Source organism: Leifsonia araucanica, from assembly GCF_051161895.1.
Lineage (GTDB): Bacteria > Actinomycetota > Actinomycetes > Actinomycetales > Microbacteriaceae > Leifsonia.
Window position 1 is genome coordinate 1697133 of sequence record NZ_JBMBTW010000002.1, and the last position, 22106, is coordinate 1719238.

Annotated in this window: 22 protein-coding genes; 10 read left to right on the top strand and 12 right to left on the bottom strand. The window is 68.5% G+C overall.

Annotated elements, in window-relative coordinates:
* Positions 1-150: 150 nt before the first annotated feature.
* Complete coding sequence (locus ACN6M5_RS08150; protein ID WP_085371101.1) at positions 151-657, top strand: hypothetical protein; 507 nt, start codon at positions 151-153, stop codon at positions 655-657.
* 81 nt (positions 658-738) lie between these two features.
* Here the strand turns inward: ACN6M5_RS08150 and ACN6M5_RS08155 are convergent, their stop codons facing one another.
* Together ACN6M5_RS08155 and ACN6M5_RS08160 are read right to left on the bottom strand one after the other, a co-directional pair.
* Positions 739-1422, bottom strand: a complete 684-nt coding sequence (locus tag ACN6M5_RS08155; RefSeq protein ID WP_085371102.1) for a response regulator — start codon at positions 1420-1422, stop codon at positions 739-741.
* The gene (locus ACN6M5_RS08160) at positions 1419-2570 is read right to left on the bottom strand and encodes a sensor histidine kinase (protein WP_168689954.1); all 1152 of its coding nucleotides are present in this window, start codon (positions 2568-2570) and stop codon (positions 1419-1421) included. The genes ACN6M5_RS08155 and ACN6M5_RS08160 overlap by 4 nt, the downstream gene beginning before the upstream one ends.
* Before the next feature lie 190 nt (positions 2571-2760).
* Here ACN6M5_RS08160 and phoU point away from each other — a divergent pair, with 190 nt between their 5' ends.
* Positions 2761-3417 carry a phosphate signaling complex protein PhoU gene (phoU, locus tag ACN6M5_RS08165; protein WP_085371104.1) on the top strand — a complete coding sequence of 219 codons (657 nt, stop codon included), beginning with the start codon at positions 2761-2763 and terminating at the stop codon, positions 3415-3417.
* An 89-nt stretch (positions 3418-3506) separates the two neighbouring features.
* On the opposite strand, the gene ACN6M5_RS08170 is transcribed toward phoU, so the two are convergent.
* Positions 3507-4256, bottom strand: coding sequence for a phosphoglyceromutase (locus ACN6M5_RS08170; RefSeq protein WP_434949231.1), 750 nt, complete (start codon positions 4254-4256; stop codon positions 3507-3509).
* Positions 4257-4296: 40 nt separating this feature from the next.
* On the opposite strand from ACN6M5_RS08170, the gene ACN6M5_RS08175 reads away from it, so the two are divergent.
* Entirely contained in the window at positions 4297-5136 is an 840-nt protein-coding gene (locus ACN6M5_RS08175) for a class I SAM-dependent methyltransferase (RefSeq protein ID WP_434949232.1), read from the top strand.
* Between the two features lie 9 nt (positions 5137-5145).
* On the opposite strand, the gene ygfZ is transcribed toward ACN6M5_RS08175, so the two are convergent.
* From ygfZ to ACN6M5_RS08190, 3 genes are all read right to left on the bottom strand, one after another.
* Positions 5146-6258, bottom strand: coding sequence for a CAF17-like 4Fe-4S cluster assembly/insertion protein YgfZ (gene ygfZ / locus ACN6M5_RS08180; RefSeq protein ID WP_434949233.1), 1113 nt, complete (start codon positions 6256-6258; stop codon positions 5146-5148).
* Positions 6258-6854, bottom strand: a complete 597-nt coding sequence (locus tag ACN6M5_RS08185) for a nitrobindin family protein (protein ID WP_085371108.1) — start codon at positions 6852-6854, stop codon at positions 6258-6260. The genes ygfZ and ACN6M5_RS08185 overlap by 1 nt, the downstream gene beginning before the upstream one ends.
* Positions 6855-7038: 184 nt before the next feature.
* Positions 7039-7362 (bottom strand): hypothetical protein, encoded by a 324-nt coding sequence (locus ACN6M5_RS08190; protein WP_247597122.1) that lies wholly within the window; start codon positions 7360-7362, stop codon positions 7039-7041.
* A gap of 85 nt (positions 7363-7447) precedes the next feature.
* Between ACN6M5_RS08190 and ACN6M5_RS08195 the strand changes: the two genes are divergently transcribed.
* The 3 genes from ACN6M5_RS08195 to ACN6M5_RS08205 all read left to right on the top strand — a co-directional run bounded on the left by ACN6M5_RS08195 (position 7448) and on the right by ACN6M5_RS08205 (position 11346).
* On the top strand, positions 7448-8140 hold the full coding sequence (locus ACN6M5_RS08195) for a response regulator transcription factor (RefSeq protein WP_085371110.1): 693 nt from the start codon (positions 7448-7450) through the stop codon (positions 8138-8140).
* A 75-nt stretch (positions 8141-8215) separates the two neighbouring features.
* Positions 8216-10414: an RNA degradosome polyphosphate kinase gene (locus tag ACN6M5_RS08200; RefSeq protein ID WP_085371111.1), complete on the top strand. Its 2199-nt coding sequence runs from the start codon at positions 8216-8218 to the stop codon at positions 10412-10414.
* A complete protein-coding gene (locus ACN6M5_RS08205) occupies positions 10411-11346 on the top strand; it encodes an NUDIX hydrolase (RefSeq protein WP_085371112.1) in 936 nt (311 codons plus the stop codon). Before ACN6M5_RS08200 ends, ACN6M5_RS08205 begins: the two co-directional genes overlap by 4 nt.
* Positions 11347-11400: 54 nt before the next feature.
* Here ACN6M5_RS08205 and ACN6M5_RS08210 read toward each other — a convergent pair whose 3' ends face one another.
* The 6 genes from ACN6M5_RS08210 to ACN6M5_RS08235 form a co-directional block, all read right to left on the bottom strand.
* Entirely contained in the window at positions 11401-12432 is a 1032-nt protein-coding gene (locus ACN6M5_RS08210; protein WP_434949234.1) for an LCP family protein, read from the bottom strand.
* A 32-nt stretch (positions 12433-12464) separates the two neighbouring features.
* Positions 12465-13334, bottom strand: coding sequence for a glycosyltransferase (locus ACN6M5_RS08215; protein WP_434949235.1), 870 nt, complete (start codon positions 13332-13334; stop codon positions 12465-12467).
* Positions 13331-14419, bottom strand: a complete 1089-nt coding sequence (locus ACN6M5_RS08220; protein ID WP_434949236.1) for an NAD-dependent epimerase/dehydratase family protein — start codon at positions 14417-14419, stop codon at positions 13331-13333. Before ACN6M5_RS08220 ends, ACN6M5_RS08215 begins: the two co-directional genes overlap by 4 nt.
* Before the next feature lie 88 nt (positions 14420-14507).
* Entirely contained in the window at positions 14508-15767 is a 1260-nt protein-coding gene (locus ACN6M5_RS08225; RefSeq protein WP_434949237.1) for an O-antigen ligase family protein, read from the bottom strand.
* Positions 15734-16873, bottom strand: a complete 1140-nt coding sequence (locus tag ACN6M5_RS08230; protein WP_434949238.1) for a glycosyltransferase family 4 protein — start codon at positions 16871-16873, stop codon at positions 15734-15736. Before ACN6M5_RS08230 ends, ACN6M5_RS08225 begins: the two co-directional genes overlap by 34 nt.
* 7 nt (positions 16874-16880) lie before the next feature.
* Positions 16881-17654, bottom strand: a complete 774-nt coding sequence (locus tag ACN6M5_RS08235) for a WecB/TagA/CpsF family glycosyltransferase (protein WP_434949239.1) — start codon at positions 17652-17654, stop codon at positions 16881-16883.
* 100 nt (positions 17655-17754) lie between these two features.
* Here ACN6M5_RS08235 and ACN6M5_RS08240 point away from each other — a divergent pair, with 100 nt between their 5' ends.
* The 4 genes from ACN6M5_RS08240 to galE all read left to right on the top strand — a co-directional run bounded on the left by ACN6M5_RS08240 (position 17755) and on the right by galE (position 22104).
* Positions 17755-19035, top strand: coding sequence for an MATE family efflux transporter (locus ACN6M5_RS08240; RefSeq protein ID WP_434949240.1), 1281 nt, complete (start codon positions 17755-17757; stop codon positions 19033-19035).
* Between the two features lie 72 nt (positions 19036-19107).
* Positions 19108-20547 carry a tyrosine-protein kinase domain-containing protein gene (locus tag ACN6M5_RS08245; protein ID WP_434949241.1) on the top strand — a complete coding sequence of 480 codons (1440 nt, stop codon included), beginning with the start codon at positions 19108-19110 and terminating at the stop codon, positions 20545-20547.
* Positions 20544-21134, top strand: a complete 591-nt coding sequence (locus tag ACN6M5_RS08250; RefSeq protein ID WP_434949242.1) for an arsenate reductase/protein-tyrosine-phosphatase family protein — start codon at positions 20544-20546, stop codon at positions 21132-21134. Before ACN6M5_RS08245 ends, ACN6M5_RS08250 begins: the two co-directional genes overlap by 4 nt.
* A gap of 4 nt (positions 21135-21138) precedes the next feature.
* The gene (gene galE, locus ACN6M5_RS08255; protein WP_434949243.1) at positions 21139-22104 is read left to right on the top strand and encodes a UDP-glucose 4-epimerase GalE; all 966 of its coding nucleotides are present in this window, start codon (positions 21139-21141) and stop codon (positions 22102-22104) included.
* Positions 22105-22106: the final 2 nt, after the last annotated feature.

Consider the following 22106-nt stretch of genomic DNA (forward strand, 5'->3'; position numbering starts at 1 on the left):
CAGCAACTACTAGGATACCACATGAGGCACATGCTAAGGTTCGCCTTCGCGCGCCCGAGCGCCCGTGGGCATGCGCTAAACTCAAACAGCATTCCGCTTTCTCACACGGCGCATTCGCAGGCCGAGCGGAACGATCTGGAGGGTCATTCAGTGAAAGCTCGTGTCGCAGCGTCCATCGCCCTTGCTCTGGCGGTCGCGTTCGGAACGGCCGGTTGCGGCTTCATCGCCCCGCAGGCCACCACGAAGCACTACGACGCGAGCGACGGGGTGAGCGGCAACGTCGGCCAGATCGACGTGCGCAACGCCATCATCATCACGGATGCGAAAGACGGCACCGTCGGCAACCTCGTCGTGACGCTCGTCAACAACGACTCGAAGAGCATCGAGGTCTCCATCCAGGGCGGAGACCAGAGCGCATCCACGGCAGAGGTCACGGTCAAGCCCGGCCAGGTCAAGCAGCTCGGCAGCGACCCGCAGTCCAGCTCCAGCAACAACGTCTTCTTCGCCAACTTCGACGGCAAGCCGGGCGCCCTCTACTCGGTCTTCTTCCAGTACGGAGACGAGACCGGCCTGAAGCTGCAGGTCCCCGTCCTCGACGGCGCCCTGCCCGAATATCGCGACCTCGTGCCGCCCACCATCTTGCCGGCCACCAAGTAGCGGGTCGCACGCACAAACGAAACGGCTCCGAACTTCTTCGTGAAGTTCGGAGCCGTTCGCGTTGTCGGCGCGTGAAGTCCTCTACGCGTTGAAGCGGTAGCCGAGCCCGCGCACGGTGACCAGCATCGCCGGCTCCGACGGGCTCTCCTCGATCCGCGACCGGATGCGCTTGATGTGCACATCCAGGGTCTTGGTGTCGCCGAAGTAGTCGCTCCCCCACACCCGGTCGATCAGCTGGCCGCGCGTCAGCACCCTCCCCGCGTTGCGCAGCAGCAGCTCCAGCAGCTCGAATTCCTTCAGCGGCATGGAGATCTCGGTGCCGTTGACCTGCACCGTGTGCCTGTCCACATCCATCCGCACCGAACCGGCTTCGAGGATCGCGTCGTCGATCGCCTCCTCCGCCTCCACCCGGCGCCGCAGCACGGCCCGGATGCGGGCGAGCAGTTCGCGGGACGAGTACGGCTTGGTCACGTAGTCGTCGGCGCCGAGCTCCAGGCCCACCACGATGTCGACCTCGGAGTCCTTGGCGGTCAGCATGATGATCGGCACACTCGACCGGGTGCGGATCTCCCTGCACACCTCCGTGCCGGGGATGCCGGGCAGCATGAGGTCGAGCAGGATGAGGTCTGCGCCGTCCTTGTCGAACTCGGCGAGCGCCGTCGGCCCGTCCTCCGCGACCGTCACGTCGTAGCCTTCGCGCTTCAACAGGTAGGCGAGCGGCTCGCTCAGAGCGGCCTCATCCTCGACGAGCAGGATGGATGTCACGTTGGTTCTCCTATCGGGGGACGAACAGTGGATGCTTCTGGCAGCCGGATGGTGAAGGTCGAGCCGCGACCGGGCTGCGACCAGACGCGCACCTCGCCGCCGTGGTTCTGCACGGCGTGCTTGACGATGGCGAGCCCCAGCCCCGTGCCTCCCGTGTTGCGGGAGCGGGCCTGGTCGACGCGGAAGAATCGTTCGAAGACGCGGTCGAGGTCGTCTTCCGGGATGCCCTCGCCCTGGTCGGTCACCGCGATCTCGACCACGCCGTCGACCACGCGGACGCCGACGCCGATGCGCGAGTCGTCCGGCGAGTACTGGATCGCGTTGGAGATGAGGTTGTGCACGGCCGTGACGAGCAGGGCCTCGTTGCCGAGGATCTCCGCCGCCTTGTCTCCGCGGACCGCGAGCTCGATGCCCCTGGTCTCCGCGGCGACCCTGTTCTGGTCGAGGGCCGCCGTGACGACGGCGTTCGCCCGCAGACGCTCGGCGCTGCCGATGGCATCCGTCGCCTGCAGCCTGCTCAGCTCGATGATGTCCTGCGTGATGCGGGCGAGCCTGTGCGCCTCCTGCGTGAGCCTGTGCGCGAACCGGCGCACCTGGTCCGGGTCGTCCGACGCACCGTCGAGCGCTTCGGCCAGCAGGCTGACCGCCCCGATCGGCGTCTTCAGCTCGTGGCTGATGTTGGCGACGAAGTCGCGCCGCACGATCTCCAGCCGGTACGACTCGGTCCTGTCCTCCGCGAGCAGCAGCACGTAGCGGCTGCCGAGCCTGGCGACCCGAACGCTCAAATGGATGTTCGCATCGCCGAACGGGCCGCGGGCGAGCTCGCACTCCTCCGTCACCGGTTCTCCGGTGCGCCGGACGCTGTCCACCAGGTCGACGAGGTGCGGATGCACGAGGGCGCCGTTCCAGACGAGACCGATCGCGTGGGCGCCGGGCGACGCTTTGATGACGTTGTTCGACGGGTCGAGCACGACACCGGCCGATTCGAGCGCATCCAGTACCTGATCGACGCCGTCGGGAACGCTCGGGCTGACCACCTGCACGGCGTGATCGCCCCGTCTCGCGGCGATGTGCAGGATCCACACGAATCCGGCGCCGACCACGAGGCCGAGTGCCAGAGACAGCAGCACCAACCAGGCGGAGTCCATGAGGCAAGCGTATGGGATGCGTAAACAGCCGAATGCACGCATCCCGCAGCCTGCCGCGTGTTTTCGCGGGTACTTTAGACAGTGTTCAGGCGCACGGCACCAACCGTTAACCTGGCGAAGGGAACATGCTCACGGGGTCAGAAGACCCCGCATCCCGCGTGCGTGCGCACGCCAGGAAGGACCACACCCCATGCGCGAAGTATTCCAGCAGGAGCTGGCCGAAGTTCAGGACCGTCTCGTCGAGATCGCGGAACTCGTCGTCCTCTCCATCCAGAATGCGACGCAGGCGTTCAACAACTCCGATGTCAGCCTCGCCGAGGACGTCATCGCCAACGACAACAAGATCGACGAGCTCACCGTGCTCCTCGACGAGCTGTCCATCCAGATCCTCGCCCGCCAGCAGCCGGTCGCCCGCGACCTGCGCATCGTGGTCAGCGCGCTACGCATCAGCGCGTCGCTGGAGCGGATGGGCGACATGTCCGAGCACATCGCGCAGCTGGCGCGCTACCGCTTCCCGGACAAGGTCGTCCCGAAGAGCCTGCGTTCGACCTTCGCGGAGATGGGCCGTCTCGACGTGCTGATCGCGCAGAAGCTCGCGCAGCTGCTCCGCACGCAGGACCTCGATCTGGCCGACGAGATCCGCAACGAGGACGACCAGATCGACGAGCTGCACGTCAGCGTCTTCGACAAGGTGCTCGGCGAGACCTGGAAGGGTCAGGCCGTCGACACCGTCGACGCGACCCTCGCATCCCGCTACCACGAGCGCTTCGCAGACCACGCGGTGTCCATCGCCAAGAAGGTCCAGTACCTGGCCACCGGCGACTGGGCCCCCGAGCTCGCCTCCTAGCCCCGCGGCTCACCCACCAAAAGATCGAGTCCGGACTTATTCACGCGACGCGCCGAGCGAAGCGTGAATAAGTCCGGACTCGATTGTTTCTACTTCTTGCCCTGGGCGGCCACGGCGGCAGCGCCTGCGGCGGCGGCCTCCGGGTCGAGGTATGCGGCGGGGGCGATCGGACGGAAGTCCTCGTCGAGCTGGTAGACCAGCGGGATGCCGGTCGGGATGTTCAACTCGGCGATGTCGTCGTCCGAGATGCCGTCGAGGTGCTTGACCAGTGCGCGCAGCGAGTTGCCGTGCGCCGTGACCAGGACCGTCTTTCCCGCGGCGAGGTCTTTCGTGATGTCGGACTCCCAGTACGGGAGCATCCTTGCGATGACGTCCTTCAGGCACTCGGTGCGCGGCAGGTCGTCTCCGAGTCCGGCGTAGCGCGGGTCGTGCGCCTGCGACCACTCGCTGTCGTCGTCGAGCGGCGGCGGCGGGACGTCGAAGGAGCGGCGCCACAGCTGGAACTGCTCAGGGCCGTACTTCTCCAGCGTCTCCGCCTTGTCGAGGCCCTGCAGCGCGCCGTAGTGGCGCTCGTTGAGGCGCCACGACCGCTTGACGTCGATCCAGAGCCTGTCTGCGACCTCGAGGGCGAGGTTCGCGGTCTGGATCGCGCGGGTGAGCACGGAGGTGTAGAGCACGTCGGGGTGCAGCCCGGATTCGGAGAGCAGCTCTCCGGCACGCTTGGCTTCTGCGACGCCCTGCTCGCTGAGGCGGACGTCCACCCAGCCGGTGAACAGGTTCTTCTGGTTCCACTCGCTGTTGCCGTGGCGGAGGAGGATCAAAGTGTGAGGCGCGGACATGCCTCCTAATCTATCGCCTCGGGTTTGGCAGACTGGACGCATGGCATCCGGCGCGATCGGCACGGTCACCCGTGGCACGACCAACACGAACAGGTTGCGTCGCGTCGACCGCTGGATCGCGACGCTCCCCGTCCTGCGCAGCACCGCGGACCCGCTCGTCGTCGACCTGGGCTACGGCGCCAGCGGCGTCACGGCGCTCGAACTGCACCAGCGGCTGGCCAAGGTCCGACCGGAGGTGGAGGTGCTCGGTCTCGAGATCGAGCCCGGCCGCGTCGCGACCGCACGGGAGCAGCTGGCCGTCGTCCGCTCCGGGGCGACCGGCTTCGCACCGGATGCGCGGATCGGCTTCGCGCTCGGCGGCTTCGAGGTGCCGCTGCCGGACGGCCGTCTGGCCGCGGTGATCCGCGCCTCCAACGTGCTCCGGCAGTACGACGAGTCGGAGGTGGTGCCGGCCTGGCGGCGCCTGGTCTCCCGGCTGCAGCGCGGCGGAGCGCTGATCGACGGCACCTGCGACGAGATCGGCCGCATCTCGTCCTGGGTCGACGTCACCGCAGTCGGCCCGCAGCATCTCAGCATCTCGCTGCGGCTCGACGGGCTCGACGGGCTCGACGCCCCATCAATCGTCGCCGAGCGACTGCCGAAGATCCTCATCCACCGCAACGTGCCCGGCGAGCCCGTGCACCGGCTGATGCTCGACCTGGATCGGCTGTGGCGCATCCACGCCCCGCTCGCCGCCTACGGGCCCAGGCAGCGCTGGATCGCCGTGGCGCAGGGGATGCGCGACGCAGGCTGGCCGGTACGCGGCGGGCGCACGCGGTGGCGGCTCGGGGAGCTCACCGTCGACTGGGATGCGGTCGCCCCGCAGGGGTTCGCGTGGTGAGTGCCCCGGCTACGCGCGGGGCTGGCGGGTGACGGCCCCGAGTCTCGGCAGCCGAGGGACGTGTGCTTCTGCGCCCGCCTCCGGAGGAACGACGATCTCCTGAGCTGCCGCGACCGCCGTGCCGTCCGCATCCACCACGAGGGTCGCATCGGCGGGCGTCGACCGCTTCACCACGGCGAGCGCGATCGGCCCGAGCTCGTAGTGCAGAGCGGACGACGTGATGGTCCCGACCTCTTTGCCGTCGTTCGTCACGACCGCACCACGCTCGGGATGCACGCCCTCCGACCCGTCGAGGTGCAGCATCACCAGTCGCCGGGGTGGGTGCCCGAGGTTGTGCACCTTCGCCACCGTCTCCTGGCCGCGGTAGCAGCCCTTGGTGAGGTGCACGGCGGTGCGGAGCCAGTCGAGTTCGTGCGGGATGGTCTTCTCGTCCACCTCGGTGGCGAAGCGCGGGCGCCAGGCGGCGATCCGGAGCGCGTCGGCTGCGAGCGTGCCTGCGACCGGGAACTCGCCGGCGGTGACGCGCGCTGCGATGGAGCCGAGCGCATCCCGGGGCACCAATCGTTCGCTCCACGTCCACGACGCTCCGGGATGCTCGCCCCGCGCGTACTGGTGACCACCGGGAGTCACCGCCCGCCACGGGTCATGCCAGATGAGTGGAACGCCGTTGGGGGCCGCAATGGGGAGCGCCGGGTCGCCGATGGTGCCGATGGTCGCGAGGTCGGCCGTGCGGTCGGCCAGCTCGACGCGGAGCATGAAGCGCATCGAGGTCAGCCAGGCCAGAAGTCCCTCCGCCTCCGCACTGTCCACGAGCATCCAGAGCGTTTCTCCGTCGTCGACGATGCGGACGGCGTGCTCCAGTCGTCCGGTGACGTCGAGCAGCAGCGTCTCCGTGGACTCGCCGGGGGCGAGGCCGAGGAGGCTCTGACTGGTGAGCGAGTTCAGCCAGCTGAGCCTGTCCGGCCCGGTGATCGTGAGCACGGCGCGGTCGGAGAGGTCGACGATCGCGCGGCCATCGGCGAGCGCGCGCTGCTCGGAGAGCGGGTTGCCGTAGTGCGCTGCGACGCCGACGTCCGCGATGTCGACAGCGCCCGGCAGCGCCAGGAAGGGAGATGCCGCCATCACTCCGCCTTCGCGAGGCGGGCGGAGGCGTGTGTGCGCAGTTCCTGGCCGAGGGCCGCGATGTCCCAGGCCCAGAGCAGGTGGTTGTCGACGAGGCCGTAGAGGCGGGTGGCGGCCGTGTAGTCCTTGGCGCCCGCGGTGCGGACCACCGCATCCGTCGCGAGGTCGATGCGCGGGCCGTTCACCTGGCCGAGGTAGAGCTCGCTCACTCCGTCCGGATGGACGATCGCCACGTCGATGTCGAAGCCGCCGTGCGAGTTGCGGAGCGTCTCGACGGACTGCGCCGTGGAGAATGGGCGAGCACCCTGGCCGGGCAGCATCGCCGGGCCGGCGTCGCCCTCGATGAGCGTGCGGCTGAGGCGCCAGTACCCGGTCTCCGCGGCGAGCGGGGTGTTGCCTTCGTCGAGCACCCACGAGGTGGACGAGTAGTTGAGGTACGGCTGGCCGTCGTGGCTGAAGCTCACGCGCTGGCCGAACTCGAGCTGGGTGTGGTCGTCACCGACCGCGTAGTCGAGCACGCCCGTGCCCTCCCACACACCGATCAACCAGGAGAGAGGGACCAGTTCGGCGGGCAGATCGGTCGGGATCTCGATCATGGCTGTCGTGAAGCGCTTAGCGCTGGCCCCGGAAGAGGTTGTAGACGACGACCACCGAGACTCCGGCGATGGCGAGCGTTGCCAGACCGAGGAGTCCGACGAAGAAGAGTTCGAGGGCAACCAGCATGCAGCCAGTCTAGTCAGTGCACGGCTGGTATGTCGCGACGCGGCTAGTGCGCAGCGGCTACTGCGCAGCGGCGACGATGCCGAGGATGGCGCCGACGACGCCGAGGATCACGAATGAGCCGGTGACCGTGGCGGCGAGCCTGTTCACGAAGCCGTCCTTCTGCTGGGTCGCGAGCTGGGCGACGAGCCCGAGCAGCACGCATCCGGCGAGCGCGAGGGACAGCCAGGAGGCGTATCGGTCCGGCGGCGAGATGATCGCGATCAGCACCGAGGAGACGAGCGCGAGCGCCCAGACGGCACCGATGCTCCCGTAGCGGGCGCGCTTCGACAGGACGACGTCTCCGTCGAAGGCTGCCGCCGGTCCCATGCTGCTGTCGCTCACTCCACCATTGTGCACCGATCGACGAGGGAAAGGGTTCGCTGGCATTTCCGGTAGCATTGCGGCACAGCACGTTCAGGAGGCTTGAGTGGCGCAGTTGTTGATACTCACCTCTGCGCCAGACGCGGAGGTGCTCCCCTCCCTCGCCCTTCTCAGCCATCGAACCCGTCAGATCCCCGCTGAGCCGGCGTCGCTCGTCAACGCGCCCAGTTGCGACCTCATCTTCGTGGACGCCCGCCGCGACCTCGCGAGCGCCAAGTCGCTGTGCAAGATCCTCACCACCACCGGCATCACGGTTCCGATGCTGCTGGTGCTGACCGAGGGCGGCCTCACGGCGGTCAGCGCCGACTGGGGGGTCAACGACGTCGTCCTCGAATCGGCGGGGCCCGCCGAAGTGGATGCGCGCATCCGGCTGGCCATCGGGCGACAGACCCAGGAGCACGCGCAGACCAAGATCCAGGCATCCGGGGTGACCATCGACGAGGCCAGCTATTCGGCCAAGGCGCACGGCCGCCAGCTCGACCTCACGTTCAAGGAGTTCGAGCTGCTGCGGTTCTTCGCGACGCATCCCTCCCGGGTGTTCACCCGCGAGCAGCTGCTCAGCGAGGTGTGGGGCTACGACTACTTCGGCGGCACCCGCACCGTGGATGTGCACGTGCGGCGCCTGCGCGCCAAGCTCGGCGATCTCGAGTCGCTGATCGGCACGGTGCGCAACGTCGGCTACCGCTTCAACGTCTACGAAGAGGACAACGACCGGCTGCCGTCGTCCGTCCGCTCCTGACCTGCACAGCCTCCATTTATCCACAGTTAACCTGGCGCGGTGCCACGGCCGGGCGCACGGTGCAATGATGTTGTGATGGACGGCGACAACATCCTTCTGGACAACGGCTTGAGCGGAAGCTTCGGCAGCGACTTCGACGACGACTTCGCGCCGTTCGTCTACGAACCAGACCCCGATCTGCCGGACGACAGGTATCTCGACAGGGAGCTGAGCTGGCTCGCGTTCAACCAGCGCGTGCTCGAACTCGCGGAAGACCCCACGCTGCCTGTGCTCGAACGGGCGAACTTCCTCGCCATCTTCGCGACCAACCTCGACGAGTTCTTCATGGTGCGCGTCGCCGGCCTCAAGCGCCGCATCGCGACCGGCCTCGCCGTCCCCACCAACGTCGGCCGCGCCCCGGTGGATGTGCTCGCCGACATCTCCGAGAAGGCGCACGAACTGCAGTCCAGGCACGCCGCCGTCTACCGCGACCAGGTGCTCCCCGCCCTCGAAGAGGCCGGCATCACGGTCGCGAAGTGGGATGAGCTCGACGAAGCGGACAGAGCGCAGATGCGGGAGATCTTCTCGCAGCAGATCTTCCCCGTGCTGATGCCGCTCGCCGTCGACCCCGCCCACCCTTTCCCGTACATCTCCGGGCTGTCGCTCAACCTCTCGATCCGGGTGCGCAACTCGCGAACGGGCAAGGAGCAGTTCGCGCGCCTCAAGGTGCCCCAGATGCTCCCCCGGTTCGTGCGCATCGACCAGCGCGAGACCGTCGACCAGATGCGCTTCATCGCGCTCGAAGACCTGATCGCCAACCACCTGGGCGATCTGTTCCCCGGCATGGAGATCCTCGACCACCACGTCTTCCGCGTCACGCGCAACGAAGACGTCGAGGTCGACGAAGACGAGACGGAGAACCTCATCCAGGCGCTGGAGCGCGAGCTGCTGCGCCGCCGCTTCGGACCGCCGATCCGGCTCGAGGTCACCGAGGACATGGATCCGGTGACCCTCGGCCTGCTGGTGCGCGAACTCGACGTGACCGAGCAGGAGGTCTACCGCCTCCCGTCGCCGCTCGACCTCGGTGGCCTGTTCGTGCTCGCGAAGATCGACCGGCCAGACCTGCACTACCCGAACCACGTGCCCACCACCGCGGCCCAGCTCATGCCGAGCGAGCCGAACGCCAAGCCGGATGTGTTCGCCGCCGTCGGCCGCCAGGACATCCTGCTGCACCACCCGTACGAGTCGTTCGCGACGAGCGTGCAGGCGTTCCTCGAGCAGGCGGCGGCCGACCCGCACGTACTCGCCATCAAGCAGACCCTGTACCGCACGTCGGGAGACAGCCCGATCGTCGAGGCGCTCATCGACGCGGCGGAGTCCGGCAAGCAGGTGCTCGCCCTGGTGGAGATTAAGGCGCGCTTCGACGAGCAGAACAACATCTCCTGGGCACGCAAGCTCGAGAAGGCCGGCGTGCACGTCGTCTACGGTCTCGTCGGGCTCAAGACGCACTGCAAGCTCGCCCTCGTCATCCGCGAGGAGAAGGGCGTTCTCAAGCACTACAGCCACATCGGAACCGGCAACTACAACCCCAAGACCTCGCGCATCTACGAAGACCTCGGCCTGCTCACCGCAGACGACCAGGTAGGCAAAGACCTCACCCGCCTGTTCAACGAGCTGTCCGGCTACGCGATCGAGAAGAAGTTCAAGCGACTCCTCGTCGCCCCGCTGCACCTGCGCAAGGGGCTGCTGAAGCGCATCCAGATCGAGACGGCGAACGCCGCGGCCGGCAAGCCGTCCGGCATCAGGATCAAGCTCAACTCCATCGTCGACGAGGCCATCATCGACGCGCTCTACCGCGCGAGCGAGGCCGGCGTGCCCGTCGACCTGTGGGTGCGCGGCATCTGCGGGCTCCGGCCCGGTCAGAAGGGGCTGTCGTCGAACATCCGGGTGCGGTCGATCCTCGGTCGCTACCTGGAGCACTCGCGCATCTTCTCGTTCGTGAACGACGGAGACCCGCAGGTCTACATCGGAAGCGCCGACATGATGCACCGCAACCTCGACCGCCGCGTCGAAGCGCTCGTGCGCCTCACCGAGCCCGCCCACCTCGCCGAACTGGATGCGCTCTTCGACCGCGCCTTCGACGAGCGCACCTCCGCGTGGGCGCTCGACGAGAACGGCACCTGGACCCGTCACCACCTCGACGACAACGGCCAGCCGCTCGACGACCTGCAGAATAAGCTCATGCAGCAGATCAGCCATCGCCCGCGCTCCACCCGCACGGGTTCGAGGCGGTGAGCGCGGCCATCTACGCCGCGGGCGCCCTCTGCTGGCGCGTCGTGGACGAGAAGATCGTGGTGCTCGTCGTCCACCGCACGAAGTACGGCGATGTCACCATCCCCAAAGGCAAGGTCGACCCGGGCGAGACGCTGCCGCAGACCGCCGTGCGCGAGATCCACGAGGAGACCGGGCTGCAGGTCGCGCTCGGCGTCCCCCTCGGCGTCTCGACGTACCCGATCTCGAGCGGGCGCGAGAAGATCGTGCACTTCTGGGCGGCCGAGGTCGGCGACAAGGCCATCGCCCAGTCGACGTTCGTCCCCAACGCGGAGATCGCCGCGATCGAGTGGGTGACACTGAAGAAAGCGCGCGGCTACCTCACCTACGAGCGCGACGTCGAGATCCTCGACGCGTTCGAGAAGCTGGTGCGGCAGGGCGTGACCTCCACGTTCGCGCTCATCGCGCTCCGCCACGGCAAGGCTGCGCCGCGCGGAGACTGGGACGGCCCGGATGCCTCCCGCCCGCTCACCGACCGCGGGGTCAAGCAGGCCTGCTCCGACGTGCCGACCATCACGGCCTGGCGGCCCAAGCGCATCATCACGAGCGACGCCGTGCGCTGCGTCGGGACGGTCGCTCCGCTGGCGGCGGCGACCGGGGTGAAGCCGCGGCACGAGCCGGGGATCAGCCAGGATGCGTACGAGGAGGGCCGCGGCGAGGTGCGCGGCGTCATCGGCAAGCGCGTGCGCTCCAGGAAGACCGCCGTGCTCTGCAGCCACGGACCCGTGCTGCCCGAGATCATGCGCGAGATCGCCCTCGCCACCGGCACCATGCCGGGTGCCTACCTCAACGACGCCGCAGACCTCGACACCGGCGGGTTCTCGATCGTGCACCTGTCCGCGAGCAATCCGGCGTCCGGGATCATCTCGATCGAGACGTACGCGCCCGTCGCGTGACGGGCGCGTACGTCGACGCCTGACGGCGCCGGCCGGTCAGGCGGCGCGGCGCCGTCAGTGCCCTGCGACGTACTCGTCGAGGGTGTCGGTGCGGAGCGCATCCCGGATGGCCGGCAGCGCACCCTCGTCCAGGTAGACGACAGACTGGTCGCCCTCCATCCCCGTGCCCACCGTCGGCAGGGTGAAGAAGTGGATGTTCGCCGGGCGCACGTCGCGGAGGCTCACGCCGAGCTCGAACATGGCCTGCGTGGTGAACGACTCGTCCACCGCGAGGTGCTTGGTCACCGCCGTCGTGAACGAGAAGATCCGCTCCGGGTTGGAGAGCGTGTTCGCGCTGATCGCCTGGGTGGCGATGGCACGGAGGAACTCCTGCTGGTTGCGCGCCCGCTGGTAGTCCCCGTCGGTGAACGAGTATCGCTCGCGCACGAAACCGAGCGCCTGTGCTCCGTTCAGCCTGTTGGCTCCCGCCACATAGTCGAAGCCGTCCCTGGTGAACGGCACGGCGTTGTTGACGGTGATGCCGCCGAGCGCATTCGTCATGTCGGCGAACCCGTCGAAGCCGATCAGGGCCACGTGGTCGATCCGCACGCCCAGCAGGTTCTCGACGGTCGCGACGGCGAGCGGAGCACCGCCCCACGAATACGCGGCGTTGGCCTTCGCCCTGCCATGACCGGGGATCTCGATCCAGCTGTCCCTCAGCACCGACATCACTTCGACGTTCTTCCGGTCGGCGTCGATGCGCACGACCATCATCACGTCGGAGCGCTGGTTGTCCGGATCCTGGTCGGCCACGGCCGACACCGCCCCCCGCGCGTCCGAGCCGAGCAGCAGGATGGTGCGGCTGCCGTTCTCCGACGGCGCCGGCCGCGTCTCCTCCTTCGGGAACGCCTCGGAGGACGACAGCGTGGTGATGTTGGAGCTGATCGCGCTGGACAGGCTCAGCGCGAAGATGAGGACCGCGACGGCGAGCGCGCCGAGCAGGCCGACGAAGCCGCCGCCCATCCAGAGTGCGATCTTGGCGCCGCGCGAAAGCCTGCGCCTTCGCCTCCGCGGCCGCGGCCGCGGTGAAGCCGAGCGTCTGCCCATGAGGTGTTCCTTCCGAGTTGTGCGGTCGCGGCTCAGCCGCGGACCAGATCGTTGGCGAGATGGGCGCTGTACCGGCCCAGTTCGAGCGCTTTGCGCGCGGGGGTCGACGTGCGAGCGAGGTACACGTCGAGCGGATCGATGCCGCGTGGATCGACGCCGTGTGGATCGACGCCGTGTGGATCGACGCCGGACGGGGCGGCGTGCAGTCGCCGCGAGCGGTCGTCGATGGCGCGACGGTGGCGCTCGTTGTCCCACCAGTAGCCCCAGCGGGGGAAACGGCTGCGCACGGCGCAGTCGAGAACGAACTCGGGATGCGGCCGGAACGCTCCTGCCGACCAGCCGCGGGCGAAGAGGTCGAAGTCCTCCGCCACCCGGATCGCCTCGTCGTATCCGCCGACCGCCCGGAACCAGTCGGCGCGGAACGCGCTCGCGCCGTGCGCGACGCCCATCCGCCCTCTGCCGAACGCCTCATCGACCGCGTCGGCCGTCGACGGCATCACCGGCCAGTGCCGCGCGTCGCCGGCGGGTGTGAGCGCCCAGATGTTGCCGAAGTGCGCTGCCGCATCCGGGGCCTCCGCGATGGACGCCGCATGCGCGAACAGCCTGCCCGGGCGAGAGCGGTCGTCGGCGTCGCACGGCACGATGTAGTCGCCCCGTGCGCGGGCGACGGCCGCGTTACGTGCGGCCGCCCTCCCCCGGTTGGTGCCGAGCGTGACGACCGTGAGTCGCGCATCCCGGATGCTGGACAGCCGTTCGGCCGTGCCGTCGGTGGAACCGTCGTCGACGACGATCAGCTCGAACCAGCCGTCGTACTCCTGGCCGAGATTCGCCGAGACGGAGGCGACGATGGTCGCCTCCGCGTTGTATGCAGCGGTGATCACGCTGAAGCGCGGTGCTGTCATGCCCTGCCCAGGGCCGGCGACCCCAGTTCCGCGTCGATCCAGCTCTGCAGCGCTGCGATGCCCTGCGTGAGCGAGTGCTCGGGCGACCAGCCGAGTACGCGCTGGGTCTCGTCGATCGTGCATCCGGCGAACCGGACGTCGCCGTCGCGGTACGCTCCGCAGATGTGCGGCGCAGGCGCTCCGTGATACGCGGCGATCTCGGTCGCGAGCTGCAGAATCGTGGCACCGCGCCCGGTGCCGACGTCGAGCGTGCGTCCGTCGGCTCCGCCTCCGGCGAGGACGGCAGCCTCGAACGCGGATGCGACATCCTCGATGAAGACGAAGTCGCGGGTGATCAGGCCGTCTTCGTAAACCGGGATGCTGGCGCCCTCGCGCGCCAGCTGGGAGAACAGCGACACGATGCCCGTGTACGAGTTGATGAGCGACTGACCAGGCCCGTAGACGTTCTGCAGGCGGAGCACGGTGAGCGCCGCATCGCGGGAACCGCACCACGCGGCGAGGACGTTCTCCTGCGCCAGCTTCGTCGCGCCGTAGACACTGGTGGGGTGCGGCACGGTGGAGGCCGCCGACGACGGGACGGCGGCTGCTCCGGCGAAGTCCCACTCCCCCGCGTCGAGCTGGGCGTGGGTGCGCTGGCCGGGGTACGACACTGCGCCGGTCTCCTCGCTGCTCCACCGGCCCTCGCCGTAGACGGCCCTGCTGCTGCTCAGCACGATCTGCGACGGGACGATCCCGTGACGGGTGAAGGCGTCGAGCATCCTGGTGGTGCCGACGACGTTCGCCTCCGCGTGCCTGCTCGCCTCGTCGAGCGACTGGGCCGTGCCCGTCTCTGCGGCGAGGTGGATGACGACCTCCGGCAGGACGCCGGCGAGCAGTTCGTCCCAGACGGCGGCGCTCGTGACGTCGCCGACCACGAGCTCCGCGGCGTCCACGAGTTCCGCCGGGCGTTCGCCGCTCGCGTGAACCTGGGGATGGAGTGAGTCCAGCACCACCCAGCGGTCGAATGTCTGGGCGAAACGCCTGGCGATGGCGACGCCGATGAAGCCGGCGCCGCCGGTGACGAGCGCGGTACGAGGCGCGTTCATGGTGAGTTCCTTCGGGATTGGTGCGAATGCCGATGGGCGGTACGCCACATCTCACAACAAACCATAAAGGTTTAAGGTGTGAAATTCCTCACTTGTCTCTGCGGATGCTCATGCGTTCCGTCACCGGCATGCCGAGAGAGAACCCGACGAGGACGGCGAGGGGCACCATCACGAACGGATAGAGGAAGACGTTGTCCGTCGCGGCAGCGGTCAGCACCGCGATCATGGCCAGCAATGCCGCCCAGTGGATGGGGTGATCCGTTCGAGCCGCGCGGACCGCGATCCGGCCGATGAGAGCGATGCAGCCGAACGCGAACAGCGCAAGGCCCACGATCCCGAGATCGTGGAACAGCCGGATGTACTCGTTGTGCGGCAGCAGGATGGGGTAGAACCGCGCCTCGACCAGGCCGGCTGCGCTTCCCGGCCCCTGTCCGAAGACAGGCGTGGTCATCGCGCTGTCCATCAGCGCTTCCCAGAGCGCGGAACGACCGGAGGTATTGATCGCCAGGCCGCCGAACTCGGCGGCCTGGTCACCGCCGAGGAATCGGTCACGCAGCGGAGGGAAGGTGGTGATGAGCGTCCACGCACCGCCGGCGGCGAGCGCCAGACCGCCGAGCGCCAACACGGTGCGACGCCCCCTGGGCAAGCGCACCACGAGCCCGGCGAGGAGCAGCACGGCGATGATGGACGCGGTACGCGACAGGCTTGCCACGATCGCCGCGACGATGACGATCGGAGCGACGCGTGCCAGGAGTCGCCCGGACGGCACCGCGATGGCGGCGGCGAGCGCGACGAGGGCGGAGAGTGCGAACGAGCGCGTGCCGTAGATGACAGCGCCTGTCGCCGCCTGGACGAGCGCGAGCCCGCTGATGACGATGCCGCACCCCGCCAGCACGCTCACGCTCAGACCGGCACGCTCGTGCGTCCACCCGCGCGCGGAGAACGACACCCCGAGCCCGACAATGAGCAGGATGGCCACATTCTGCACGCCGTCGATCGACGGTTGCAGTGCCAGGCGCATCACGCTGTATGCGAAGAAGATCGTCATGGGCATCGGAATGACCCTCGGCATTCCCGCGCCCAGGACGAGCGGCGACAGCGCGAGCAACGAGCCCGCCACGAGAATGGTGACGGCTGCTCCCATGCTGAACGTGCCGAACCGGATCATGCTGAATCTGTCGACGACGAGCATGAATCCTGCTGCGACGCCGACGATGATCGGAAGCGTCCTCGTGAGCCGTCGTGCGCTCCCCTGGCCGCGCCGGAACAGCCGGCGGTCCGCGAGCGCCGGCGACCAGTCCGCCCGCTCGGTGCTCAGAGCGCCCCTCCGGCGAGCTGCGCATCCCACGCCCGTGCGAACGCCTCCGCGGAGTACCGCTCACAGAACGATGCGCGTGCAGCGGCGGACATCCGCGCACGCAGAGCCTGGTCGGCACAGAGCGCGCTCACCCGCTCGGCGAAGGCTCCGACATCGCCCTGCTCCACCAGGAACCCGTTCTCGCCGTCGACGATCAGGTCGGGCATCCCTCCCGCACGGAAGGCGACGACCGGCACACCGCAGGCGAGGGCCTCGATGATCGTGAGCGGTTGCGCCTCCCACAGCTGTGAGGTGAACGCGAGGCAGGTGGCAGACCCGATCGTGCTCCACTTGTGCGCACCGGAGACCGAGCCGAGAAGCTCGACCCTGTCCTGCGCCCCCGCGGCTGTGAGCTCGTCCGTCACGCGCGCCGCCATGCCGGGGTCGCCCGCGTTTCCCGCCATGAGGAATCGGGCGGACGGATGCTCGTTGCGCAGCATCCCGACGACGCGGGCGAACACGTCCGCGCCCTTGCCTTCGATGAAGTTGGACAGATACAGCACGCTGGGCTCGCCGGGCCGGCTGGTGTCCGGATGGGCGCCGAGGTCGGCGAGGCCGGCCGGCAGATCGGCGGGAGTGTTCGGGATGAGCACGATGCGCTCGCGCTGGATGCGCGCAGGCACGTCGGCGGTCAGTGACGCTCCCAAGCACACCACCCGGATGCGCGGCGCGGAGAACAGGCGTCGCACCATCCAGCGCCACGGCCGGCCCCGAGCCGCGAGGTCCCTGAAGCCGACCGAGTGCAGGTAGAGGATCACGCGACCGCGGGACAGCCGCAACAGTTCGGAGAGCATCCAGTCGACGGCGAACGAGCCCGGCCGGGTGGTCGCGAAGAAGATCGTCGCGGTCGGCCGCCAGCACAGCACGGCGCGCAACACCCTCGCTGCGAGCCCGGCGACGGCGAACAGCTTGCGAACGGACGGTGCTCCGATCTCGGAGACCGAACGGCTGAACCGTCGATCGACGAGCTTCACGGGATATCCCGTTTCGGCGAGCGAGACGAGCAGCCGCTCGGTCATCAGGGTCGCGCCGTGCACGGGCGGAGGGGTCTGGCTGATGACGGCGATCCGGTGCGCCGCCCTCGTCTTCTCATTCACAGCCAGGTCACCCGTTCGGCTGGACACGGCGATACCGGCGCGAACCGAGTGCCGCCCAGCAGAAGACGGCGTTCCCGATCAGGTATCGCTTCCACAGCCTGCGCGGCTCAGACGCGAGACGGAAGAGCCACTCGATGCCGAGTCTGCTCATGAAATGCGGTGCAACGGGCTTGGTGCCCGCGATGAAGTCGAATGCGATACCGACCCCGATCGACACCTTGCCGAGGTCGCGGGCGATCCTCCGCATCTCGGCGTTCTGCAACGGCGTTCCGAGACCCACCCACACGATGTCCGGCTTCGTCGCCAGGATGTCGGCGTCCTGGGCGGCGAGCTCCTGCGGCGTGAGCGGACGGAAGTACGACTTGTGGCTTCCGACGATCTGCACGCCGGGGTACCGGCGCTCGAGCTCCGTGATGAGTTTGGCGAGCACCTCGTCGGTGTTTCCGAGCAGGTAGTGGCGCAGGCCGGTCTCGCGGCCGGTGTCCATCATCTCGGGGAAGAGCGACGGTCCGCGCACCTGCGACAGGTTCTTGCCGGGGAGGACCTTCGACACCCAGGTCAGCGGCTTGCCGTCGGGGAAGATCGCCGCCCCGGACGACAGCAACCGGTGATACTCCGGATCCTGATGGGCGAGTGCGACCACGTAGGAATTCACGAGATGGACGTCACCCCCGTGGCCCGCCTGCGCGGTGCTGGCGATCAGCCGGCCGGCCTCCGCCCTGGTGGCGACACAGATGGGCAGGCCGGCGACGGTGGTGCGCGGCAGCGTTTCGAACGACATCGGATTTCCTCGCGGATCAAGAGTTCAGGACAAGCTGCCATAATATGCAAATAAATATGATCACTCAACCACAACACATCAAACCGAGGATTCCATTACCGTGCGCCCACTGAGACGAGCTGTACTCCCGCTCACCGCGCAGATCCTGTTCACCCTCGCCCAGCTGAGCGTCACCATCGCGGGAAGCGCCACGCTGCATCCCGACGAATGGGGTCGGTTCGCGCTGCTTCTGTCGGTGTTCTTCATCGCGATGTCGCTGGTCCGCGGCTTCAGCTCCGTACCCGTGCTGGTCTTCCTGTCCGGCGACGAGCACCAGGCGAGGGACGCCAAGCGCGCGTCGTCCGTCGTCGGTCTGATCGTCGCGATTCCGACATCGACGGCGGTGGCCGTCACCGGAGTGCTGCTGGGAGCGCCGGGCCTCGGAGCACTCCTCGGCGCGTCGATGCTCACATACACGCTGTACGACTGCGCGCGGGCCGTCGAACTGGCGGCCGGCCGATTCGGACGGATCGTCCTGAGCGACGGTGTCGTGCTCATCCTGCTCTCCACCGCATCCGTCTTCAGCTTCCTGCCGGGCGCCGCGCCCTCCATCGTGCTTCCGCTCGCCATGGTCGTCGCGTATGCGAGCGGTGCTTCCGTCCTCGCCGTCGGCCACCGCGCACAATCACCGTGGACGCTCAGGATGTTCGTGGCCGAATACCGCGCCGACATGCCGTTCCTCGCGCTCGACGGCGTCCTCCTGGCATCCGTCCTCGGCTCGTTCGTGATCGTCATCGGGGCGGCTTCGTCGCTCACACAGGCCGGGGCGTTCAGAACCTGCCTCGCCCTCCTGATCGGGCCGTTGCAGGCCGTGCAGAACAGCCTGTCGCCGTTGGCGATCCGCAGTCTGCGGCAGTCCGCCAAGGCTCACGGCGAATCGCCGGACGGCGACACCAGGAGGGGGACACTCCGGCAGCCCGCGCTGTTCGTCACGGCGGGACTCGCATCCGGAGCCGTGTACGGACTCATCGTGAGCGTCGTAGCGATGGCCGTCGTCGCGGAGATCGAACTGCCGATCGTCGAGTCGGCGCTGCCGTACGCGTTCGCAGGAGCCGTCCTCGTCTCCGCGCTCTGGGCGTCGTCGATCTTCTCCTCGTTCATGCGCTACCGCCGCCCGAATTCCGAGCTGACGGCCGTCCGGCTGGTCACCCTGGTCGCCTCGCTCTCGGCATTCACCGCGCTGACCGTCCTTCTCCACGCAGAACTGTCGGCGGCACTCCTGGTCGGTTCGATTCCGCTCGTGCTGATTCCGGCCACCCACGTGCTGGCACGCTGGCGTCCGGTGTCGCGTGTTTTCAGTCCCCCACCGTCGCCGCGAACGATTCTGAGCGCGTCCTCGTAAACCATCCCACGATGAGGAATATCAATGTGATATGGTCCAAGCTCACCTGTGACCCAACCCAGAACCCGACTGATGGAACTCCCCGATTACATACGCCTCCTCCGCAAGAACTGGTCGATCATCGTCGCCGCGATGCTCCTCGGGGTGATCGGCGGCGGCACGATGGCCGCGACGGCCACGCCGAAATACACGGCGTCCACCCGCCTGTTCGTCTCCGTGCGAGCCGGGGAGGGCGCAGCGAGCATCGACCTCAACCAGGGCACCACGTTCGCCAGGCAGGCCGTGACCACGTACGCCGACGTCGTCGGCAGCGCCATCGTCCTCGAGCCGGTCATCACGGAACTCGGCCTCACGCAATCCGTCGCCGACCTCGCCGGACAGGTGACGGCATCGTCTCCGGCGGGAACAGTGCTGATCGACATCGCCGTCACCGACCCGTCGCCCAAACACGCCGCGACGGTCGCGAACGCGGTCGGGGCGAGCTTCGCGTCCGTCGTCACGGAGGAGCTGGAGAAGCCGAGCGGCGGCGCATCGCTCGTGAACATCAGAACGATCCAGCCCGCGTCGGCGCCCAGCCGTCCGAGCTCCCCGAACATCCCCGTCCTGCTCGGCGTCGGGATGCTCGCCGGGCTCGCACTCGGGGTCGGCATCGCGGTCGCCCGCACCCTTCTCGACACCCGGATGCGGACCATCCAGGATCTCGAATCGATCACCCGCAAGCCGTTCCTCGGCGGCATCGCATTCGATCCCGACGCCAAGAAGCTTCCCGTCGTCATGCACGCCGAGCCGCACAGCCTGCGCGCAGAGGGATATCGCCGGCTGCGCACCAGCTTCCAGTTCGTCAATGTCACCGCCGGTCAGCGCACCTTCGTCATCACCAGCGCCGGGCCGGGCGAGGGCAAGAGCAACGTCGCGACCAACCTGTCGATCGCTCTGGCGGATGCCGGAGCGAAGGTCGCGCTCGTCGACGGCGACCTCCGCAGGCCGCGCGTGGCCGATTACCTCGGCATCGAGGGCGGCGCCGGGCTCACGGACCTCCTCATCGGACGCGCAGAGCTCCACGACGTCTTGCAGCCGTGGGGAGGATCCCCGCTGTTCGTCCTTGCGGCAGGACGCATCCCGCCCAACCCGAGCGAGCTGCTCGGGTCGCAGGCGATGCGCGCGACGCTCGACCACCTCAGCGAGGACTTCGACTACGTGATCATCGACGCACCCCCGCTCCTTCCTGTCGCCGACGCCGCTGTGCTCAGCTCGATCGTCGCCGGCGTGCTCCTCATCACCGGCATCGGCCAGGCCACGAAATCGAACGTCGTGTCGTCGCTCAGGATCCTCGACGGCGTCAAGGCGAACCTGCTCGGGGTCGTGGCAACGATGCTCCCCGTCACCGGCCCGGACGCGTCGGCGTACGGCGAGTACCTCTACTACGGCGGCGACGCTGACGCGTCCGACCAGAGCCAGTCGTACACCAGGCCCCGCCGGGCGCGCGCCAGACGCGGACGGAAGCCCGCATGATCTCTGACGCCGGCCGCATCCCGATCCTGGTGGTGTGCACGGGCAACATCTGCCGGTCCCCGCTCGCAGAGCAGCTGTTCGTGCGGCAACTCCGCGGACTTCCGTTCGGCGTCTCCTCCGCCGGAACGGCCGCCAGGGCAGGCACCGCGATGCCCGACGCGGCGCAGGCCGTCGCCCTGGCACTCGGCGCAGAGGCGCCGGAACGGCACCGTGCCCGTCCGCTCATCCCGCAGCTGGCGGCGGAAGCGCGGCTCGTGCTCACCGCGACACGGGCGCACAGGCGTTCGGTGGTGGAACTGGCGCCCAGCGCGGTCCGCCGCACCTTCACGCTGCGCGAATTCGCCAGGCTCGCAGCCACCGATCCGAGCGAGTTGCCGGCCGAATCCGGGAGCCCCCACGACCGGTTCGACGCTCTCGTGGCGGCCCTCTCCGCGCGCCGGATCCGGGTCTCCGCGCCGGAGAACGACGACATCGTCGACCCATACGGCGCAGCCACCGACGTCTACCGCACCTCCGGCGAACAGATCGCGACAGCGATCACGCCCATCGTGACCCTCCTCCGCCAGCGATTCACCCAGGAGCACTGAACCGATGACCGTCCTCGTCACCGGCGGAGCCGGCTACATCGGCTCGCACGTCTGCCGCCTTCTCCACGAGCGCGGTGAACGCGTCGTGGTCGTCGACGACCTCTCCTCCGGCGACGCGTCCAGGACGCGCGCCAGACTCGAAGTCCTCGACCTCGCCTCTCCGGATGCCACGAGCAGGCTGATCGACATCATCCGATTCAATGACGTCACCAGCGCCATTCACCTCGCAGCGCTCAAAGACGTCGGCGAGTCCATGGACGATCCCGAACGCTACTATCGCGTCAACCTCGCCGGGCTGGGCAACCTGCTGGCCGCCCTGCGCGCGACCGATGTCCGCGACCTCGTCTTCTCGTCGTCCGCCGCCGTCTACGGCGACACGCAGCAGCTGGTGGTCGACGAGCGCACGCCGTGCGCACCGGCGAACCCGTACGGCGAGACGAAGCTCGTCGGCGAGTGGATGCTCGCGGCGGCGCGGCGCGCCTGGGGGCTCCGCGCCGTGAGCCTGCGCTACTTCAACGTCGCAGGGGCCGGCTGGCCGGACCTGCGCGACACGGTCGCCAAGAACCTCATCCCGATCGTGATCGACCTGGTGAGGAAGGGTGCGCATCCACGGGTCTTCGGAGCAGACCACGACACGGACGACGGCACCTGCGTGCGCGACTACGTGCACGTGCTCGATCTGGCGGGGGCGCACCTGCACGCCCTGGATGCACTGGGCTCCGGCACGCTCGATGTCGAGACGATCAACATCGGCACCGGCTCCGGCGCCTCCGTCCTGGAGGTCATCGATGCGGTGCGGCGGGTGTCGGAGCAGACCGTCGTTCCGGAGATCGTCGCCGCGCGGGCCGGCGATCCTGCCGCCGTCGTCGCCGACACCACGCTGGCGGGCGACCGACTCGGCTGGACGGCGGAGTTCGGCCTGGACGACATCGTCCGGTCGGCGTGGACGGAATCGGCGAAAGGCGCGTGACC

Coding starts and splice junctions, on each gene's coding strand:
- ACN6M5_RS08185 (WP_085371108.1), bottom strand. CDS start 6,854: ATGATCGAGATCCCGACCGATCTGCCCGCCGAACTGGTCCCTCTCTCC.
- ACN6M5_RS08235 (WP_434949239.1), bottom strand. CDS start 17,654: ATGTCGTTCGAAACGCTGCCGCGCACCACCGTCGCCGGCCTGCCCATC.
- ACN6M5_RS08200 (WP_085371111.1), top strand. CDS start 8,216: ATGGACGGCGACAACATCCTTCTGGACAACGGCTTGAGCGGAAGCTTC.
- ACN6M5_RS08250 (WP_434949242.1), top strand. CDS start 20,544: ATGATCTCTGACGCCGGCCGCATCCCGATCCTGGTGGTGTGCACGGGC.
- ACN6M5_RS08160 (WP_168689954.1), bottom strand. CDS start 2,570: ATGGACTCCGCCTGGTTGGTGCTGCTGTCTCTGGCACTCGGCCTCGTG.
- ACN6M5_RS08220 (WP_434949236.1), bottom strand. CDS start 14,419: ATGAACGCGCCTCGTACCGCGCTCGTCACCGGCGGCGCCGGCTTCATC.
- ACN6M5_RS08215 (WP_434949235.1), bottom strand. CDS start 13,334: ATGACAGCACCGCGCTTCAGCGTGATCACCGCTGCATACAACGCGGAG.
- ygfZ (WP_434949233.1), bottom strand. CDS start 6,258: ATGGCGGCATCTCCCTTCCTGGCGCTGCCGGGCGCTGTCGACATCGCG.
- ACN6M5_RS08210 (WP_434949234.1), bottom strand. CDS start 12,432: ATGGGCAGACGCTCGGCTTCACCGCGGCCGCGGCCGCGGAGGCGAAGG.
- ACN6M5_RS08245 (WP_434949241.1), top strand. CDS start 19,108: ATGGAACTCCCCGATTACATACGCCTCCTCCGCAAGAACTGGTCGATC.
- ACN6M5_RS08170 (WP_434949231.1), bottom strand. CDS start 4,256: ATGTCCGCGCCTCACACTTTGATCCTCCTCCGCCACGGCAACAGCGAG.
- galE (WP_434949243.1), top strand. CDS start 21,139: ATGACCGTCCTCGTCACCGGCGGAGCCGGCTACATCGGCTCGCACGTC.
- ACN6M5_RS08175 (WP_434949232.1), top strand. CDS start 4,297: ATGGCATCCGGCGCGATCGGCACGGTCACCCGTGGCACGACCAACACG.
- phoU (WP_085371104.1), top strand. CDS start 2,761: ATGCGCGAAGTATTCCAGCAGGAGCTGGCCGAAGTTCAGGACCGTCTC.